Consider the following 19,262-nt stretch of genomic DNA (forward strand, 5'->3'; position numbering starts at 1 on the left):
TTCTATTTTATGTACATGGAAAGGAGAACCTAGCAGTGGCTATCGCAGAAATCACCGTTATCCCGGTCGGGACAGGCTCCACCAGTTTAAGCGCCTATGTCGCGGAGCTTCACGCCTATTTGACCGCTCAGCAGACAGCCGGAAGCTTGTCGTTTCAGATGACGGCCATGGGCACAATTTTGGAGGGCGAGCTTGACGAGCTGTTCCGAGTCATTCGCGGCATGCATGAGCTTCCATTCGAGGCCGGCGCTCAGCGGGTCTGCACCTCCGTGAAATTTGATGACCGCCGCGACAAGCCGGGGTCCGTCCGGCAGAAACTGGAGTCGGTCGAACGTCAGCTGGAGCGGCGCCGGTCCGAGCTTTGAGCTTGTAGAGACGGCATATGCCAAATAGCCTCACAAAGTGGGGATTTTGCTTCGAAGCCGGCTCAGCAGGTACCTTGCGGGGACCCACTGACTTTAAAGGCAAAAAAACGCAGCAAAGTGGTCATCCGACCTTCTTGCTGCGTTTTTTACTGAAAGCCTCTCGGCGCTTATGTCTATTCCTGCTCGACAAATTCGAATTCGAAATCGCCGATCCGCACGATCGTGCCGTCCTTCGCACCGCGTTCGCGCAGCGCCTTGTCGACGCCTTTCTTGCGCAGGATGCGGGCAAATCTCAAAACCGCCTCCTGCGTGCTGAAATTAGTGCGCTTGATCAGCCGTTCGATGCTCGGGCTATCGACCACGTACGCTTCGTTATCGCGGCGGATGGTGAAGTCCTCGTCTTCATTATCCTCCAGCCGGTATACCTTGCGCTCGGACAAGTCGACCAGATCCTCTACCAGCGGCATCTCCGGTATCGTTTCGAGCAAATCGGACACCTTGTAGAGCAGCTCCTGCACCCCGGATTTGGACACAGCGGAGATCGGGAAGATCGGCAGCTCCAGTCCGCGAGCCGCCAGCTGTTCCTTGAACGACTGCAGATAAACTTCGGCATCCGGCAGGTCCATCTTGTTGGCGGCGATAATCTGCGGACGTTCTTCCAGCTTCGCATTGTACAGCTTCAGCTCGTCATTGATTTTCACCCAGTCGTCGAACGGATCGCGGCCTTCCGTTCCGGCCATATCCACGACATGCACGATAATCCTTGTCCGCTCGACGTGACGGAGAAACTCGTGCCCGAGTCCGACCCCCTCGTGGGCTCCCTCGATCAGGCCGGGCAGATCGGCCATCACGAAGCTGCGGCCGTCGCCCACCTCGACAACGCCCAGATTCGGCGTCAGCGTTGTAAAATGGTAGGCGCCAATCTTCGGCTTCGCTCCTGACACGACGGACAGCAGCGTCGACTTGCCTACGCTCGGGAATCCGACGAGTCCAACGTCGGCCATCACTTTCAGCTCGAGCACGACCCAGCGCTCCTGGCCCTCTTCGCCGTTCTCCGCAATTTCCGGAGCAGTATTGTTCGCCGTTGCAAAGCGCGTGTTGCCGCGTCCGCCGCGTCCGCCCTTGGCGATGACCACTTGCTGATCATGCCTCGTCAGATCCGCTATAATCTCTTGCGTATCGTCGTCCACTACTACCGTACCGGGAGGTACGCGTACGATCAAATCCTCGGCATTGGCGCCATGACGGCTTTTGTTTCGGCCTTTTTCCCCGCGGTCCGCCTTGAAATGCTTCTGATACCTGAAATCCACCAGCGTGCGCAGCCCTTCGTCCACCCGGAAGATGACATCGCCTCCGTCGCCTCCGTCGCCTCCGCCCGGTCCGCCTTCAGGAACATATTTCTCTCTTCGGAACGCAACAAGTCCGTCGCCCCCGTCGCCGCCTTTTACATAAATCTTAGCTTTATCTACAAACATGAAGTCTCACCCTCTTATCATTGCGCCGCGGAGCCGTCCAACTTCCATTTGACGCTCCATACGACCGATTGCTCTTCGTAACTGCATGCCATCCGGGCCTGCCAAGGCAACCACCGCTTGGCCAGCTCCCGCTCCAACTGCCGGACACGTTCCGCTCGGAAAGCTCCCGAGTAACGGATGTCCAGTCTGAGACATCGTTCATCTCTGGACCAGCCCAGCTCCAGACGATTATCGTCCGAATCAGGCGAAGCGGTGGCTTCTGTGCGGAAGCCCTCCAGAATAAGCACGATGCCGGCCTCCACTTCTTCCCAGCCGGGAAGCTCGTGAAGCCGGATCTCTTCGTTCATCCGGATATCCAGCCTCAATTCCTTGACCTCGGCCTGGAAGGCGAGCAGACATAAAATGAGAGACGGAATGCCCAGCTTGGCGATCAGGCTCTCCTGCTGGACCTTGTCTTTTATTTTCTCCATCATTGCCGGTAATTTATCATACTTCTTCAGCTGTATATAGCCCATCAATACCTGGATATCGTTCATCCAATCATGCCGGTAATGATTGATCAGACGAAGGGTGCGCAGGTCCTGCTCCGAAGCAGATCCGGCAGCTTCCGATGCGGCGGAATGCCGTCCAAGCTCGTCCTCCGGCTGACGCCCGTATTCCTCGGCTTTTGCATTTGCCATGCTCAATCTCTCCGTTCCGCATCATCGATATCTTTAACAGTATAGCATGACCTCTGGCAAAGTACACGAGCGGAACCGAAAATTCCCCAGATTTCTCCAGAATATTCAGCCAACCTATTGATTAAGTCCGCTGAACAACGCGCGGCCTGCGCCGGTCGGGGTTTCCACTCGCTGTTTCAACTCCCCCAAAACGGCTCTCCGCCCTCTTGTTCAACGTTTTTTTATATCTGCCTGCATTTTCCTGCCCGGCATACAAACAAAACCCCGGCGAAGCTCAGTTCGCCAGGGTTTTGGACGTTTCGTTCATGTTACACTTCTACCGCGGCAGCTACAGGTGCAGCTGCAACAGGGTAGACGCTGACTTTTTTGCGGTCGCGCCCAAGACGCTCGAATTTCACAACGCCTTCGACTTTCGCGAACAGCGTATCGTCAGATCCGATGCCCACGTTGTTGCCCGGGTGAATTTTCGTTCCGCGTTGGCGAACGAGAATGCTGCCGGCGGTCACTGTTTGACCATCAGCACGCTTAACGCCAAGGCGCTTCGCGATGCTGTCGCGTCCGTTTTTCGTGGAGCCTACGCCCTTCTTGGATGCGAATAACTGGAGATCCAATTTCAACATATGAGTCTACCTCCTTACTTCCGTGATGGTTGGTCTTGCATCGTTATATATGCGCCGTACGATTGTTGGATGGATTGCAGCATGACGACCATGCCTTCAAGCAAAAGCTGCATCTTATGCTCCGTATCCGCGTCGGTCTGCGCCGGAATATCCGCGCTAAGCAGCCCATGCTTCATCCGGGCATTCAACTGTACTCCGGTCAGCGCTTCAACCGCGTTAACCGTGCCGACTGTAACCGCCGATACGCCGGCGCAAACAATATCCTTGCCGCGCTCGTCATATTGCGCATGTCCGTCGACTTGAAATCGTACGATACGACCGTCCGCGCCCCGACTAATCTTGATGCGAATCATGTCGGTCTTACGCTTGGATCTTCTCGATCACAACTTTCGTGTACGGTTGACGATGACCTTGCTTGCGACGATAGTTCTTCTTCGCTTTGTACTTGTAAACGATGACCTTCTGGCCTTTGCCGTGCTTCTCGACTTTACCGGATACGGTAGCGCCGGAAACGAGCGGAGCGCCTACAGTCAAGCCGCCTTCGCCCGACACTGCGAGCACACGGTCAAAAGTAACCGCATCGCCTGCGCCGACTTCCAGCTTCTCGATGTAAAGAACATCGCCCTCGGAAACCTTGTATTGTTTGCCGCCTGTTTCAATAATTGCGTACATAGTTGCACCTCCTCATGTCTCAGACTCGCCTATAAGCCAGGTGACTTGTCCGGAAAGACAAGCTCTTGGGGTACCCGCTTCGAGCGGTTACAGCATGTTGTTAGCAACACACCCGATCATTCTACCACAAAGCAATCCTGCGATGCAAGAATTTATTTATCCCGACAAGCAAAGCCCGTACCGCCGCAGACCGGGCAGGGCTCCAGCGCAGTCGTTTCCTTGCTGTCTCTCACCTTCTTGCGCGTCATCTCGACAAGGCCCAGCTTCGTCCAGCCGACGACAACCGTCTTGGTGCGATCCTTGCGGATCTCCTGGTTCAGCTCGTCCTGCACCTGCTGGCGGCGCTGCGGCGTCTCCATATCTATGAAATCGATAACGATCAGTCCGCCTATGTCGCGCAACCGCAGCAGCCTCGCGATCTCCCGGGCCGCTTCCATATTCGTATCGAACACGGTTTGCTCCAGGTCGACCGAGCCTGTATATTTGCCCGTATTGACATCGAATACGGTCAACGCCTCGGTCCGGTCAACGATCAGATATCCTCCGTTGTCCAGCCATACCTTGCGCCGCAAAGCCAGCTCAAGCTGTCTGGCGATGCCGAAGTCTTCCATCACGTCGCGGCCGCCGTGCACGCTCACCCGTCCGGCCAGCGACTGGGTTCCGGGAACCGACAGGACGCTGAGCACCAAATCCCGCACATCGCGGGAGCTGACAAGCACCTCCTGCACATCCTCCCGGAACACGTCGCGGATCAGCCTCGGCAGCATGTCCACATCGCTGTGAACTTGACGAGGGACCGCTCCCTCCCGCGCCGCAGATGCGCCAAGCAGCCGCCAGCGGCCGCGCAGCTCCTGCAGATCGGCGGCCAGCGCCTCCTCCGTCTCGCCCAGTGCGGCCGTGCGCACGATAAAGCCTTCGCCGGGCTCCAGCTGCCGCTCGGCCATCCGCTTCAGCTTCTCGCGGTCGGAGGTCAGCTCGATCTTGCGCGATACGCCTACATAATCGGCGTTCGGCATGTACACGCCGAACCGGCCGGGCAGCGAATAATGGGTCGTTACCCGGGCTCCCTTGCTGCCGACCGGCTCCTTCGCCACCTGGACCATAATCTGCTGGCCGACATGCACCAGCTCATGAATCGGCGGCTTTTCCTTCGGCTGTTTATCCAGATTCGCGGGCAGCACGTCGTCGATATACAAAAAACCGTTGCGCGCAAGGCCAATGTCCACGAAAGCGGCCTGCATGCCTTGAAGCACGCGGACGACGCGGCCTATATAGATGTTGCCTGCCAGCTGTCCCTGATCACGGTGTCCTTTATAATACTCGGTGAGCTTGCCGAATTCGACAACAGCCACCTCGGTATGCTCTTGATCGCATTTCACCAATATTCGTTTCATCTCCGGCAACACCTCGGGTCTATTGTAACATAATCTTGCAGGCTCTGCCTGCTGCAGACCTTCAGGCGAACAGCTCGGCGACCGTCCTCTCCCGCTTCCTCCCGTCAAAGTAGCAGTCCAGCAGCTGCTTCTCCGGAATAATATGGCGGATGCGCGAGCGCTCGTCCAGCACATAAACCAGATGGTAGCGATCGCGCATAAACAGGCGGACGATCTCTCCCGCCTTGCGATGGCCGTGCACGACGATCGGGCAAGCCAAAGTCCCTTGGGCAATTTCGCCAGCGAACTTGCCCTCCCTGTTCAGCAGAAACCGCATGAACCGGTAAGGCGCGCCCCGCCGCTCGTACCAGTTTGAGGCGAACAGAAAACAGCCGATCAGCAGCCAATTCAGCTGCACGCCGCCCCTCTCCGTCCATGCATGGAACAGGGCAGCGGCCAGCAGCAGCGCGCTGAACAAGAGACTGACCCCCGCCGCAAGCTGGAGCGTCCGCTGATAAGGCAGCCACAGGCCGAACAAGACAGTCATCACCTTTCCACCGTCGAGAGGCAGAATGGGCAGCAGGTTGAACAAGGCAATCATCGCATTGGCCTGTATGAAATATTCACCCCATAACGGGGGAAGTAAACCAGACCAGATCAACCCGTAACCGACCGCCATCATCCACACGTTCTGCAGCGGACCCGCGAGCGCCACCGCAAGCTCGTGAACGGCGGTGGCTCCCGGAGCTTCCTCCACAACGGCAACGCCCCCGAAGGGCAGAAGTCGAACTTCCCGCACCCGCCAGCCCAGACTCCGGGCGGCGGCGACATGTCCCAGCTCGTGGACGAGCACGACACCGAACAAGGTCAGCAGCTCAGCGGCATAACCGGTCAGAATCGATAAAATCAGCAGCAGGGTGAATAAGGGATGGAAACGGAAGGAAGTCCCGAACCATACGTTCCAGGACCTATAAAATAAGGCATGCCGGAGCCTGTTAGTCAATCGGAATCACATCCGAAGGATCGACGGGCTTGCCTTCCTTGGAGAAAGCGAAAAACAAGGCGCCCGGCGCTTGTCCGCCGGCAGGCTCGGCAAGCGTGCCTACCGTCTCTCCTCCCTTCACCCAATCATTGAGCCGGATGCCTCCTGCGTTCAGGTGTCCGTAAGTAGATTCCATGCCTCCGGAATGACGAAGCACAACCGTATAGCCCGTATCGTCCTTCATACCGGCGAAAACAACCATGCCCGTATCGACGGCCGCCACCGGCGTCCCTCCCCGCGCTTCCATCAGGATCCCGCCCAAGGCCGGTGTGAAGGATGCGATCAGCTTGCCCTCCATGGGCGCAAAGTAATGCTTGGGCAGCGAAGCGACCTTCTCCGCTTCCTGATGCCGGGACCCTCCGCCGATAGCGGGAAGGAAGGAAGGCGTACCGCCGAAATGCCGCTCGTACCAAACGGCAAGCGCCGCTGTGTTCATCGGCTCGGACAATGCCGCCGCTACTTGCGCGCGTGCCCGTTCGGTCCACGGATGATCGATCCGGTACATCCCCCATACGACGGCAAACAGCAGCCCGCTGAGCGCCAGCCGGACGGCAAATCTTCGCCCCCGCGGATGATGGGCGCCTCCATCCTCTCCCCCGTCGCGGTAGCGAGAGCTGTATGAGGACCATTCCCGCTCATATTTTCGCTTCCACTCCACCTCCGGGTCCGGACGAGCGGGAGCGATCCCCCCGTATTCATAATCGTAGCGGTCCGCCACCAGCGGCCCCTCGGGCTCTGTCCGCTCGTAACGGCCCCGCTCCCCTTCATGCGGAAAGCTCATATGCGTAAGTGCCGGCTCTCCGTGGCCGTTGCGCCACGCATGCTCCTGGAGCCTGCGAATTTTTTCCATTCTGCGGTCTCGCACGTTTTTTTTCGTGTCCACCCCGGTGACCTCCTCGCCAGCTGAATCGCTCGTTCTCTCCATCCTATGAGCTTGTACGGGCAAATATACGCATGTCCGAACACACGAAAAACTCCCTTCCGGCTGCAGATGCAGCGAAAGGGAGACTAGATGGGCCAGCCGGTTAAACCTTCTCGCCCCGGACTTGAACGGCACAGATTTTGAACTCCGGCATGCGGCTTGTCGGATCGAGCGCCTGGATGGTCAGCCGGTTCACGGACAGCTCTCCTCCCCAATGAAACGGTACAAATACCGTGAGAGGATGAATGCCCTCGGTCACTTTTACCGCAAAGACAACAGAATCCCGGCGGCTGGTCAGACGCAGCTGATCACCGACCTTGAGACCTATCCGGCGCGCAAGCCATGGATGAATTTCCGCGACCGGCACGGGCGTCTTTTTGTGTAAGGCAGCCGTACGGCGGGTCTGCGCCCCGCTCAAATAATGGCTGCCCACCCGTCCCGTCGTAAGCACATACGGGTAATCCTGATCGACGGGCTCGGCCGGCATCTTGGGCGTAATCCCGAACAAACGCGCTCGGCCGTCCGGATGATGGAAGCGCTCAGTAAACAACAGCGGAGTACCTGAATGCTCCGGCGACGGGCAGGGCCAGAACAAGCCCTTCTCCCGCTTCAGCCGCTCATACGTGATCCCGCTGTAATCGGCTTTCCCGCCGGCTGTCGCGAGCGCCAGTTCGTCGAAGACCTCCTCGATGCTCTCATACTGAAAATAACGTCCGTAGCCGAGTTCCTCCGCCAGCTCGCAGATCAGCCTGTAATCAAGCTTGGCCTCCCCGGGCAGCTCCAAGGCCTGCGGCCGGTGAAACACCCGGCCTTCCAGGTTGGTCAACGTTCCCTCGCCCTCCAGGAAGGATGAACCGGGCAGCAAATAATGCGCGAAGGCAGCCGTCTCCGTCTCGAACATATCGATAACCACCAACAGGTCCAGCTTGCGCAGCGCCCGCTCGACCATTCGGCTGTTCGGACTGGAGACGACGGGATTGGAGCCCAGCACGATCAGCGCCTTGATCTCTCCTTCGTCAATTTTCTGAAGCAGCTCGTAAGCCGATACCCCTTTGCCCGGCAGCTCCGCCGGGTCAATCCCCCATACCTTGCTTACATATTCGCGAGCGGCGGGGTCTTCGATCAGCCGGTAGCCGGGAAGCTGGTCCGCCTTCTGCCCGTGCTCCCGGCCGCCTTGGCCGTTGGCCTGCCCGGTAACCGCCCCGTAGCCGCAGCCCGCACGGCCGATCTTCCCCGTCAGCAGAGCCAGATTAATATAGTTCAGCGTATTCTCCACGCCGTTCACCTGCTGCTCCAGCCCGCGGGCCGTCAGCACGATGCCGGTAGGAGCCTTGGCGAAGCCGCGGGCAATGGTGCGCACGACCGCTTCCAGCATGCCCGTCAGCTCTTCTACCCGCTCGGGCGTGAACGGCTTCACCGCCTCCGCCAGCTGCTCGAAGCCCGTCGTCCTAGTGTCGACGAACCGCTGATCGTACAGCTTCTCCGCGATGATCACATGAAGAAGCCCGTTAACAAACACCGAATCAAAGCCCGGCTGGAGCCGTACATGGATATCGGCCATTTTCGATGTCATCGTGTTGCGCGGGTCGATCGTGACAAGCAAGGCGCCGTTTTTCTTGGCCTCCAACAGATAGGGCACCATGGTCGGCTGACATTCCGCGATATTGGTTCCCGCCAAAATAATAAACTTTGCCTGCGGAATGTCCGAAAGCGGCATCGTCATGCCCCGGTCAAGACCGAAGGCCTGATTGCCTGCCGCAGCGGCCGAGGACATGCAGTAGCGTCCGTTGTAGTCGATATATTTCGACCGCAGCGCTACTCTCGTGAATTTTCCCAACAAATAACAAACCTCATTGCTTAGCGACCCGCCGCCATATACGCCCACGGCGTCACGGCCATATTCCGACTGAATGGCGCGGATACGCCGGGCAATATCCGGCACAGCCTCCTCCCATGCCAGTGGCTGCCAGCCTTCCGTACCGTCTGCCTGGGCGGCAGCCGCTTCTTCCAGCCGTACTCCGCCCTGGAGCCATGCAGCTTCAGGCAGCCACGGGCGGACAAGCGGTCTTAAGACCCGCTCGGGATGCCGGACATGCTCCAGCGCGTTCAAGCCCTTCTGGCAGAGCCGTCCCGCAGCTACCGGAAAATCGTGACGCGGCCTGATAGCGAGCTCCCCGGTATTTTTATCGTTCACCAGCTCCATCCCGCACTGCATGCTGCAGAAGCAGCAGTGGGTCAAGAGATTGTCAGCGTTCATCGTTCCCGTTCCTTCTGCGCCCACCCGTCTCACCTCCCGCTTCGTGCCGTTTCCGTTTAGCTAGCCAGCTCTTCCGCTTGCGGGAAAGCGATGTAAATGAGCCCGTCCTCGATCCGGGTCAAATATGTGCGCACGCAGCCCGTATCCGGCTTCTGCACCTCGCCGGACGGCAGATGGATTTTGCGGTCATGCATCGGGCAAAACACATGCTCGTCGCAGACGATGCCCTCGGCAAGCACACCGTCCTTGTGCGGGCAGCGATTCTGAATGGCGTGCAGCTTGCCGGAGCTCAGCTTGAACAGAGCGACCTCCTCGCCTTGGTACCGGATCGTTCTGCCCGTATGCGGCGCCAAATCTTCATATGCCACGGCCTTCACCCATACTAACGACGCTTCTTTGTGTATATTCATCGTCTCCGCTCCTCCCGTTCCTGCCTGTTAGGTCATGGAATTCATACTCCTCTTCCTGCCCAAGCCTCTGCCTGTTTGCTCCCCGCGTCTATTTCAGCTCGACAACCTCATACAGATCCTTCCGGATGCTCTCGCTGCGGATCGCCTCCTGCCAAGGGTCCTTCGTTACGGCCAGTGCCGCCGCCATACGCCCGCCCAGCTCCCGTCGCTGTTCGGAGTCCTCGACCACACGGCGGATATGGTCGATGCCCAGCCTGTTCACCCACTCGCTCGTGCGTTCGCCGTAATTCCCCGTTTCCCGGTAGTACTGCAGATAAGCCTCGGTGTAGGCCATAATCTCCGCTTCCGTCTTCACGGTTGTCAGCAGATCTCCCACCCGCACCTTCACGCCTCCGTTACCGCCGGCGTACAGCTCCCAGCCGCCGTCTACGGAGACAACGCCCAAATCTTTGATGCCCGACTCGGCGCAGTTGCGGGGACATCCGGACACCGCCAGCTTCACCTTGGCAGGCGTGTTCAGACGCTCGAAGCGCTTCTCCAGCGCGATCCCCACCGCCATCGCATCGCCTGTGCCGAAGCGGCAGTACGTTTCGCCCACGCATGTCTTCACGGTGCGCAGCGCTTTGCCGTAGGCGTAGCCCGAGGGCATGTCAAGCTCCTCCCACATTGCGGTCAGGTCTTCCTTCCGGACACCGAGCAGATCGATCCGCTGCCCCCCGGTCAGCTTGACCGTCGGTACGTTAAACTTCTCGGCTACCTCCGCAATCCGCTTCAGATCGGACGGCGTGGTCACCCCTCCGTAGATGCGGGGAACGACCGAGTACGTGCCGTCCTTCTGAATATTTGCGTGCATCCGTTCATTCACGAAGCGCGATGCCTTGTTATCCTCGTAAACATCCGGGAAAATCATGCCCAGATAGTAATTCAGAGCCGGCCTGCACTTGGAGCAGCCCTCTTCGTTTTTCCATCCAAGCACGTTCATGACTTCCCGCACATGTGTCAGCCTTTTTTCCCGGATAGCGGCCACAATTTCATCGCGCGTATGCCCCGTACACCCGCACATCGTCTCCCGCGCCTTCGTACGGTCGAAAGCGTCCCCGAGGGTCAGCGCCAGCAAATCGGCCACAAGCGGCTTGCAGCCCCCGCAAGAGCGGGATGCGGTCGTGCAGTTTTTTACTTCCTCCACGCTGGTCAGCCCCTGGTCGCGGATCGCCGAGCAGATCACCCCCTTCGTCACCCCATTGCAGCCGCATATGATTGCGTCGTCGCTCATGGACGCCGTACCGCTGCCGGTTGCCGTTCCGGTTGAAGGGTCTTGCAAAATGGCCGTCTTCTCCATACGGCTGATGTCCGTACCTTCGCGAATCATCTGCATGAGCCGCGTGCCGTCCGCCGTATCGCCGAACAACACCGCTCCGACGATCCGGTTGTCCTTCATCACAACTTTCTTGTATACCCCGGAGAAATCGTCCTGTATGCGGATCGCCTTCGTCCCGGGACTATCCTGGAAGCTGCCTCCGGAAAATACATCGACCCCGGATACCTTCAGCTTCGTATAAACGACCGACCCTTCATAAGGGGCAGTGTCCACGCCTGCCAGCCGCTTGGCCAGCACCGCCCCTTGCTCATACAGAGGTGCAACGAGCCCATATACGATGCCGCGATGCATCGCGCATTCGCCGACTGCGAACACATGCGGATCGCTCGTCTGCATGTAATCGTCCACGACGATACCCGGGCTGCACGCGATGCCCGCCTCCAGGGCCAGCCCGCTGTTCGGCCGGATGCCGACGGCCATCACGACCAGATCAGCCTCCGCGCTTGTTCCATCCTGGAATCGCAGGCCCGTGACCCGACTCTCTCCCGTAATCTCTGCCGTCTGCTTGCCGAGCAGGAAGTTCATTCCTTGCCTCTCCAGCGCTTCCTGGAGCAGATGTGAGGCTGTACGGTCGAGCTGCCGGTCCATGATCGTATCGCTGAGATGGACGACATCCACCTGCATGCCCAGATTCAGAAAACCTCTTGCGGCTTCCAGACCGAGAAGACCGCCGCCGATGACGACCGCTTTCCGGTACGTCTTCGATGCTTCGATCATCCTCTCGCAGTCGCGGATCGTCCGGTAGGCCATCACCCCCTCCTTTTCCGCTCCCGGCACCGGCAGCATGAAAGGCTTCGACCCGGTCGCTATCACCAGCTTGTCATAATGGACAGTGACCCCCCGTTCGCTGCTCACTGTCCGCCGGGTCGTATCGACAGCAGTCACCTTGTCGCCGGCATGCAGCTTGATCCCTTTGCTCTCGTACCACTCCAGAGGATGTATCACAATATCCCGGATCTCCGACTCCCCGGCCAGCACATAGGAGAGCAGAATCCGGTTGTAGTTCGGATGAGGCTCATCGCCGAATACGATGATGTCATATTTGTCCGGAGCCAGCTTAAGCAAATGCTCGACCGCATTCATTCCCGCCATGCCATTGCCAATCAGCACCAGCTTTTCTTTGTTCATCTCAATCATCCTCCCTTATGGTGACGGCGGTCCGCTGTGGGGGCGTCTCCGTTAAACGGTTCCGACGCTGTCAAGAGCGCCGGTCGCTTGGACTTTCCCTCCCTCGCCGACCCAGGTGCGCTTCCACTTGCCTTGTACGGCTGCTATGACAACGATGCAGGACAAAGCGATGACGCTCAGAACCAGAAAGCCCGGTGTGAAAGAGCCCGTCGTCAGCTTCAAGGTGCCCAAAATTTTGGGGAGGAAAAACCCGCCCAAACCTCCCGCAGCCCCGACGATCCCGGTAATAATGCCGACCTCATGGCTGAAGCGCTGCGGCACCAGTTGAAAGACGGCTCCATTGCCCATCCCCATTCCCATCATGGCTACGAACAGCAAAGCCGTCGTCAGCCACAAGGCCGGCAGCATCGACACGGCCGCCAGCATGACCCCGATCACGCCATAGAGCAGCATCAGCATTTTGATCCCCCCCATGCGGTCCGACAAATACCCGCCTATCGGACGGAACAAGCTGCCTGCAATAATGCAGATAGTGGCAAAGTCGGCCGCGGTCACGGCGCTGAGCTTATATTCGGTATTAAAGAAGATCGTCAAATAATTGGCCATTCCGGAAAAGCCTCCGAACGTAACCATATAGAAGAAACAGAACAGCCACGTATCCTTCTGCCGCAGAACGCGTCCGTAGTCGGCCAGCTTGAGAGGAGCAGGCTGCGTCGGGCTGTCTTTGGCCGTAAACAAAAAGATCAGAAATACGACAGCCAGCGGAATAAGGGCGAGCCCGAACACCAGATGCCAGTCGCCATAGTGCTGAGCGAGGCGATTCGCGAACAGCGTACTGAAAATAGTACCGCTGTTGCCCGCTCCTGCGATGCCGAGCGCAAGCCCCTGATATTGGGGCGGATACCAGCGGCTGGCGAGGGGCAGAGCGGCAGCGAAGCTGGCGCCTGCGATACCAAGCATCAAGGCCACGAAATACATGTCGTTTAGCGAGCTTGCCAGCTTCCATCCGTACAGGAGCGGCACTACCGTTAGCAGCATGCCGAGGATTCCGGTTTTTTTGGCCCCGATCCGATCGGTCAGATAGCCCAGCACCAGTCTCAGCACCGACCCTCCAAGCGCGGGCAAAGCGACCAAATTGGCTTTCTGCGCAGCGTTCAAGCCATAATCATTAGCGATGAGAACGGCCAGCGGCCCGAGCAGCACCCAGAGCATAAAGCTAACGTCAAAGTACAGAAACGCGCTTAGCAGCGAACCTTTATGCCCGCTTTGCAAAAAACTTTTCCGATCAACCACCGCTACCCTCTCCTTTGGACGTTTTACCTAAAAAGCCGGTGAAAGTCCCGCTTCACAGAGACTTTCCCCGGCTTCATTGCCGAAGCGTCAGGCACAGCATTGTGCCGGCGCTTTTGTCTTTTTTATGCCCATTGCACACAAAAAGCCTATCCGATTTACGCAATTGTAAAGGATAGGCGCCGTTGCCAGATAAACAGACACATCTTTGTGTCGCTCCTGAACATCATTGTTCATAGCGTTATTATATGAACCCTAATTAAAAATGTCAATAAACATAACATTAAAATTATGTTATGTTACTAAAAACGTTTGAATACATCGACAAAATGGTGATTTTCATGTTATATTTTTAAATGCCCCGTAAGCGACCTTTCATTTTGTAACATAAATATAACAAATAAATAACATATAAAATTTATTGGAGCTTTATTATCCGTTTGGAGGTAGAATCGTCATGTTCCAGTCCTTTGTGGTCATTCAGGAAGGGCATCCGTCTGCGTCCGCTTCAGTCCCAGACGCAGATGAGGCCTCCATCTCCTCTCTTCCTCAAGACAACACGACCTTTTCCGCTGCTCTGAATAAACTGAGAAATATGGGATTCCGTCTCTATCCTGCGGCTAATCCCGAGGAGCTTGCCTTCTATAGCAGCAAAGCGGACGCCTTCGTGCTGAATGTCCGTACCGAACATATCGGATATTGGCGAGCCGCGGCGCTAGCCGTCCGCCGTCTGCCCGTATTCTGGTGGTGTGACCGGCAAAGCTTCCCCAGCCATGAGTGCAGGCTCGATGCGGAGATCGACGGCATGCTGGGTGGCGGGATGACAGATCTCGAGATTCATTGCGCCATTCAGGTGGGAGCCAATCACTTTTTCCGCCGTACGGAATGGGCGCAGGAGAAAGAACAGCTTTTGTCCCGTCTGGAGGAACGGAAGCGGATTGACCAAGCCAAGCATATACTCACCAAAATCAAAGGTATTACGGAGGCGGAGGCTTACGACTTTCTGCGCAAACAAGCCATGAACGAACGCAAGCGAATGGCCGACGTGGCCGGCTCCATCGTCTCCGTCTATCAACTGCTGCACAATGAAGAAGGAGGACGGAAGCGACGATCGTGATATCAAAAGGGAGTGCAATGCTCTGTTGCCGGCTCTGCGTACAAGGCATTAGAGCTTCTTGCTCATCTCCTTAAGATGATCAAGCGAAAGTCCCGTCACCTCAAGACTTCCCCCGCCTTATAAGATGTTCCCCATCGATTGTTCCGCTCTTATTTAAACACAGGCAGCCAAACCCAAAATAAGCGCCTGCAAGCAACTTCGCTCGCAGGCGCCTGACCTCTAGCCTCTGACCTCTTTACATACTCTCTACATGCCCTTTCTCTGCATACTCGCCGCCCCGGCTCTAATCCTCATCCAGCAGCTTATCATCATGCATTTTGATGCTCATCACAAGGCCCATGGATACCATATTAATCAACAGGGATGTCCCCCCGTAACTGACGAATGGCAGCGTAATGCCGGTAAGCGGCATGATGCCGATCATCATCCCCACGTTCTGGAAGATTTGGAACACCAGCATGGAGACGATCCCGATAATGATGTACGATCCGGCATAATTATTACAGTACAAGGCAATCAGGATCATACGGTAAATCAGAACAAAATACATCAGCAGCAGGATGGACGCTCCCACGAAGCCGAATTCTTCGCCGACCACCGCAAAGATGGAGTCCGAGTAAGCGTACGGCACAGAACGGGCCGAGGTCCCCTGAAGATACCCCTCTCCCGTCAAAAAGCCGGAGCCGATCGAACGAATCGCGCTTTTGACATGGTAGCTTTCGTTATCTCCGGCATCCGTAGGATTCAGAAACGTATTGATCCGCACAATCCATTGCACGGGCAAATTTTTGCCGCTAAGAAAGTCAATCAGAATCTTATAATATTGATTGACCAGGAACAACAGCAAATAAGAGACTCCGCCCATCAGCGATACGCCGATTAATACAAACCGGCCTTTAATGTTGCCGATCCACAGCATGCCGACCAGCAGCACAGCAAGAATCAGACCGTTCCCAAAGTCCGGCTGAAGGAGGACAAGCCCTATCGGAATAGCCACCAGAACCCCGATCGGCACAATATCCCGAATCAGCTCCAGCGGCTCGCCCTTCCGCCTTGCCATGAACGCGGCCAGTGTAATAATCAGTATGATCTTCATCAGCTCAACGGGCTGGAAGTCAAGAAATCCGAGCCTGAACCATCCGCGGGCGTTATTGATATTGGAGCCGAAAAAGTAAACGGCCACCAGCAAAAGCACGCCGAAGCCGTATAAGTACAACGAAACTTTGGTTAGTATCCGATAATCGAAGTAAGCGGCTGCGACAAACGCCAGGATAGAAATCAAATAGATGACGATGCTCTTCTTTACATCGAATGCAAAGGAAGAGTTCCCCACGCCAACACTATATTGAAGCAGCGCGCCGACCGAGATAAGCAGGATGAGCAAAGTCACGATCAGCGGATCTATTTTTTTAAACTTGTGCAGCACCTTGCGTCATCCTATCCCGAAAAACTTTTTCATCTTGCCGAACATCCCCGGGCGGTCTTCCAGCTGCATCAGCGGCACCGTATCTCCCAGCATGCGGCGGGCGATGTTCCGGTAGGCGATGGCCGCGCGGGAATTCGGATTCATCACGGTCGGCTCTCCCGTATTGGCAGCCTTGATCACATATTCGTCGTCCGGCACAATCCCCAGCAGGTCGATCGCAAGCACGGAACAAATCTCGTCGATATCCAGCATTTCGCCCTTCTTCATCATCATCGGCCGAATCCGGTTGATGACCAGCTTGGGCGACTCCACGTTCGGCTCCTTCTCGAGCAAGCCGATAATCCGGTCAGCGTCGCGGACAGCCGCGTTCTCCGGCGTCGTCACCACAATCGCCTTGTCCGCCCCGGCAACGGCATTTTTGAAGCCCTGCTCGATACCGGCCGGACAGTCGATGATAACGAACTCAAATTCGCGTTTGAGCTCAAGTACGATCTGCCGGACAGCATCCGGGGAAATGGCATGCTTATCCTTCGTCTGCGCGGCCGGAAGCATGTACAGCTCGTCGAACCTCTTGTCTTTTACCAAAGCCTGGGCCAGACGGCAACGCCCTTCGGCCACATCGATCAGATCATAAATAATACGGTTCTCCAGCCCCATCACGACATCCAGGTTGCGCAGGCCGATATCCGTATCGACCATGACAACCTTTCTCCCCTGAAGCGCCAAAGCCGTCCCGATATTTGCCGAGGTCGTCGTCTTGCCGACGCCGCCTTTGCCTGAAGTGATGACAATTGCCTCTCCCATAGGTCCCACTCCTTCTCTGCCTCTAGTTATGCTGTGCGTCAGCTGCACAGTCGCCGATCCCCCGAAGCCGGTGCATCCGGCTAGGCATGATGAAGCGGCGTGAATCTGTGCATATGATGAACCTTGTCTATCTCCATCTTGCCGTCCTTAATATAAGCGAACTCCATGTACGCATCAAAAGCTTCGCTCAGGTCCCATTCGTCCGGCGGACGAGAGATGATCCCCCCGATGCGAAGCTGCGTGGGACGCATATACGAAGCCGCAATGACTGTCCGTTCATCGCCGTCCGAGCCGGCGTGCGCCATCCCGCGTAATGATCCCATAATATAAATGCTGCCCGTGCTGACAATAGCTCCACCCGGGTTGACATCACCGAGAAACAGCATATTGCCTTCATGCGTCAAGGTTTGGCCGGAACGAACGATCCCCCGGACGATCTTGACGTCCGCAGGGTCCGGCATTGTCCTGTCATGCGACGGGTCGAGCGTTTCCATTGTTTGAATGAGCAGGTTGCCCTTCTGCCCGATAATGCGGCGCACTTGCTCTTTTTGTTCATCTGTCACCGCCCGTTTGCCGAGCTTGACATGCACGTGAATAATCGGTCCCGTCAAGATTTGCTGATGCGTTTTCTCCAACTTGTGGTTAAGCTCTTCCAGCACCTTGGAGAACTCGCACGCATCGTCCAGCAAAAAGACGAGCCCGTCCTTCACTCCCTTGATGGTCACATGATGTTTGGCTGCCGTCATAAACGTTCCTACCTCCTAAGCCTATACAATTCGGCTTGGAGCAGGCGTTCTCCTGCCGTAAGAAGGAAATTTATTCTTCCTTCTCCGCCGATTTCCCGGGCAGGCTCTCGAACATACGGCGCACCGGGACATAGATCGCCAAGGCGAATAATAAATTAATCAGCATGCTCGGCAGGATTTGATGCAGAAAGATCCACTCAAACGAAACATTCGTTACCCGAAACAGCCGATGGATACCGTACAGAATCGAATCATAGAATAAATGCCCGCTCCCGATCACAAGCATGCTCATGACGATGCTGGAATACATCCTCCCTTGCATCAGGCCCGCCGCATAGCCGGCTACCCCCATCGCGAACGAAGTGGGCCCCAGCATCGGCGTGAACAGCAGAAAATCATACAGGAAGCCGAACAATAGTCCATAAGCCAAAGCCACATGCCGGCGGACATAAAGTCCGATGTACAGGACGAGGACGAGAACGAAATGCGGATTGACCTCCACATTCGTCTGCCACCCCAGCGGAAGAATCCACGGGAGCAGCGTGGGCTCGAGCAGAAAGAGCAAAGCCAGCAGCAGCCACAGCTTTTTATGAATCACAGTCGCTCCCCACCTCACTCCGGCACTTCGACGACAAAAACTTCGCGAAGATGATTGAACGAGGCAAGCGGCTCGATCATGGCCACATGCGTGATGCCGAAGTCGCCTTCCTTGCGCTCGACGACCTTGCCGACCTCGATACCGCGCGGAAATACGAGCCCTTGCCCGGAGGTAATAACCGTATCCCCTACCTGCAGCGGATCGTTGCGGTCGATCTTGGTCATAATGAGCATCTTGGTATCGGGATCGTAACGCTCAATCAGGCCAAACGTCTCATTCACCCGTCCCTTCGCCGTGACAGCAATGGCCTTGGAATCGAGAGTTGTCACTTTGGAGTCGATGGACGCTTTATCGTCAATCCCCGTAAGCAGCTGCACATTCGAGTAAAATGCCGATACTTCCGTTACGCGGCCGATTAAGCCTTCTACCGAAATAACAGCCATATTCGGACGGATATGGTCCTTCTCGCCCAGATTGATCGTAATCGTTTTCCCCTGCTGGATAAACTGCACAACCTCCGCTATACGGAACTTATACTTGTTCATCTGCTTTTGCCGCTCCGTGAAGCCAAGCCCATCCTGAAGCCGCTGGTTCTGCAGTTCCAGATCGTTCAGCCGAGTCGTATCGCGCGCATACCGGGACAACGTCTCTCGAAGCACCCGGTTCTCCTCATAGATCGTGCGGATTTGGCCAATTTCCTGGAAATAGGTGACCACCGCTCCTACCGGTTTATAAATCAGCCCTTGCGTGAATGAAACCGTATCTTTGACAAACTTCCCCGGCCAGGTCTCATAACCGCGCTTCCCATAGGTCAGTCCCATGAGCACGATAAAAAGAATGAGACCCAGCATCAGGATCAGCAGCCGTTTGTTCCCCAATAGCTTCAATGCTTACACCTTCCAAACTTGCAAACTTTGATAGAAAGTGAGCGAAACCGCCTTCTTACCGGCGTCATCCGC

General features: G+C 56.6%; 19 protein-coding genes and 1 other annotated feature. Of the genes, 2 read left to right on the plus strand and 17 right to left on the minus strand.

Annotated elements, in window-relative coordinates; genetic code table 11:
• The first annotated feature begins 35 nt into the window (after positions 1–35).
• Complete coding sequence (locus tag BLR08_RS13535) at positions 36–365, plus strand: MTH1187 family thiamine-binding protein (RefSeq protein WP_072330868.1); 330 nt, start codon at positions 36–38, stop codon at positions 363–365.
• A 173-nt stretch (positions 366–538) separates the two neighbouring features.
• On the opposite strand, the gene obgE is transcribed toward BLR08_RS13535, so the two are convergent.
• The 12 genes from obgE to BLR08_RS13595 form a co-directional block, all read right to left on the minus strand.
• On the minus strand, positions 539–1,840 hold the full coding sequence (obgE, locus tag BLR08_RS13540) for a GTPase ObgE (RefSeq protein WP_072330867.1): 1,302 nt from the start codon (positions 1,838–1,840) through the stop codon (positions 539–541).
• A 17-nt stretch (positions 1,841–1,857) separates the two neighbouring features.
• Positions 1,858–2,520: a Spo0B domain-containing protein gene (locus BLR08_RS13545; RefSeq protein ID WP_072330865.1), complete on the minus strand. Its 663-nt coding sequence runs from the start codon at positions 2,518–2,520 to the stop codon at positions 1,858–1,860.
• Positions 2,521–2,828: 308 nt separating this feature from the next.
• Positions 2,829–3,140 (minus strand): 50S ribosomal protein L27, encoded by a 312-nt coding sequence (gene rpmA, locus BLR08_RS13550; RefSeq protein ID WP_072330864.1) that lies wholly within the window; start codon positions 3,138–3,140, stop codon positions 2,829–2,831.
• A 14-nt stretch (positions 3,141–3,154) separates the two neighbouring features.
• Entirely contained in the window at positions 3,155–3,493 is a 339-nt protein-coding gene (locus BLR08_RS13555) for a ribosomal-processing cysteine protease Prp (protein WP_072330863.1), read from the minus strand.
• A 7-nt stretch (positions 3,494–3,500) separates the two neighbouring features.
• On the minus strand, positions 3,501–3,812 hold the full coding sequence (gene rplU / locus BLR08_RS13560) for a 50S ribosomal protein L21 (RefSeq protein ID WP_072330861.1): 312 nt from the start codon (positions 3,810–3,812) through the stop codon (positions 3,501–3,503).
• An 11-nt stretch (positions 3,813–3,823) separates the two neighbouring features.
• Positions 3,824–3,911: a sequence feature (ribosomal protein L21 leader region), on the minus strand.
• A 53-nt stretch (positions 3,912–3,964) separates the two neighbouring features.
• Positions 3,965–5,206, minus strand: a complete 1,242-nt coding sequence (locus tag BLR08_RS13565) for an Rne/Rng family ribonuclease (RefSeq protein ID WP_176835514.1) — start codon at positions 5,204–5,206, stop codon at positions 3,965–3,967.
• A 61-nt stretch (positions 5,207–5,267) separates the two neighbouring features.
• Entirely contained in the window at positions 5,268–6,188 is a 921-nt protein-coding gene (locus tag BLR08_RS13570) for a M50 family metallopeptidase (RefSeq protein WP_072330857.1), read from the minus strand.
• Entirely contained in the window at positions 6,181–7,110 is a 930-nt protein-coding gene (locus BLR08_RS13575) for a peptidoglycan DD-metalloendopeptidase family protein (protein ID WP_072330855.1), read from the minus strand. Before BLR08_RS13575 ends, BLR08_RS13570 begins: the two co-directional genes overlap by 8 nt.
• Before the next feature lie 142 nt (positions 7,111–7,252).
• Complete coding sequence (locus tag BLR08_RS13580; protein ID WP_256257637.1) at positions 7,253–9,430, minus strand: molybdopterin oxidoreductase family protein; 2,178 nt, start codon at positions 9,428–9,430, stop codon at positions 7,253–7,255.
• 32 nt (positions 9,431–9,462) lie between these two features.
• Entirely contained in the window at positions 9,463–9,816 is a 354-nt protein-coding gene (gene nirD, locus BLR08_RS13585) for a nitrite reductase small subunit NirD (protein ID WP_072330853.1), read from the minus strand.
• A gap of 88 nt (positions 9,817–9,904) precedes the next feature.
• The gene (gene nirB / locus BLR08_RS13590; protein ID WP_072330851.1) at positions 9,905–12,322 is read right to left on the minus strand and encodes a nitrite reductase large subunit NirB; all 2,418 of its coding nucleotides are present in this window, start codon (positions 12,320–12,322) and stop codon (positions 9,905–9,907) included.
• 51 nt (positions 12,323–12,373) lie between these two features.
• Positions 12,374–13,615 carry a nitrate/nitrite transporter gene (locus BLR08_RS13595; protein ID WP_072330850.1) on the minus strand — a complete coding sequence of 414 codons (1,242 nt, stop codon included), beginning with the start codon at positions 13,613–13,615 and terminating at the stop codon, positions 12,374–12,376.
• Positions 13,616–14,069: 454 nt separating this feature from the next.
• Here BLR08_RS13595 and BLR08_RS13600 point away from each other — a divergent pair, with 454 nt between their 5' ends.
• The gene (locus BLR08_RS13600) at positions 14,070–14,729 is read left to right on the plus strand and encodes an ANTAR domain-containing response regulator (RefSeq protein ID WP_083537128.1); all 660 of its coding nucleotides are present in this window, start codon (positions 14,070–14,072) and stop codon (positions 14,727–14,729) included.
• 283 nt (positions 14,730–15,012) lie between these two features.
• Here the strand turns inward: BLR08_RS13600 and BLR08_RS13605 are convergent, their stop codons facing one another.
• From BLR08_RS13605 to mreC, 5 genes are all read right to left on the minus strand, one after another.
• Positions 15,013–16,155, minus strand: coding sequence for an FtsW/RodA/SpoVE family cell cycle protein (locus tag BLR08_RS13605; RefSeq protein ID WP_072330849.1), 1,143 nt, complete (start codon positions 16,153–16,155; stop codon positions 15,013–15,015).
• A 6-nt stretch (positions 16,156–16,161) separates the two neighbouring features.
• Positions 16,162–16,959, minus strand: a complete 798-nt coding sequence (gene minD, locus BLR08_RS13610; RefSeq protein WP_072330847.1) for a septum site-determining protein MinD — start codon at positions 16,957–16,959, stop codon at positions 16,162–16,164.
• Between the two features lie 80 nt (positions 16,960–17,039).
• On the minus strand, positions 17,040–17,705 hold the full coding sequence (locus BLR08_RS13615) for a septum site-determining protein MinC (protein WP_072330845.1): 666 nt from the start codon (positions 17,703–17,705) through the stop codon (positions 17,040–17,042).
• A gap of 70 nt (positions 17,706–17,775) precedes the next feature.
• A complete protein-coding gene (gene mreD, locus BLR08_RS13620) occupies positions 17,776–18,303 on the minus strand; it encodes a rod shape-determining protein MreD (RefSeq protein ID WP_072330843.1) in 528 nt (175 codons plus the stop codon).
• A gap of 14 nt (positions 18,304–18,317) precedes the next feature.
• Positions 18,318–19,190, minus strand: coding sequence for a rod shape-determining protein MreC (gene mreC / locus BLR08_RS13625; RefSeq protein WP_072330841.1), 873 nt, complete (start codon positions 19,188–19,190; stop codon positions 18,318–18,320).
• Between the last annotated feature and the right edge of the window lie 72 nt (positions 19,191–19,262).

This window comes from Paenibacillus sp. cl123 (assembly GCF_900101595.1).
In the GTDB taxonomy this organism is placed as follows: Bacteria; Bacillota; Bacilli; order Paenibacillales; family NBRC-103111; genus Paenibacillus_G.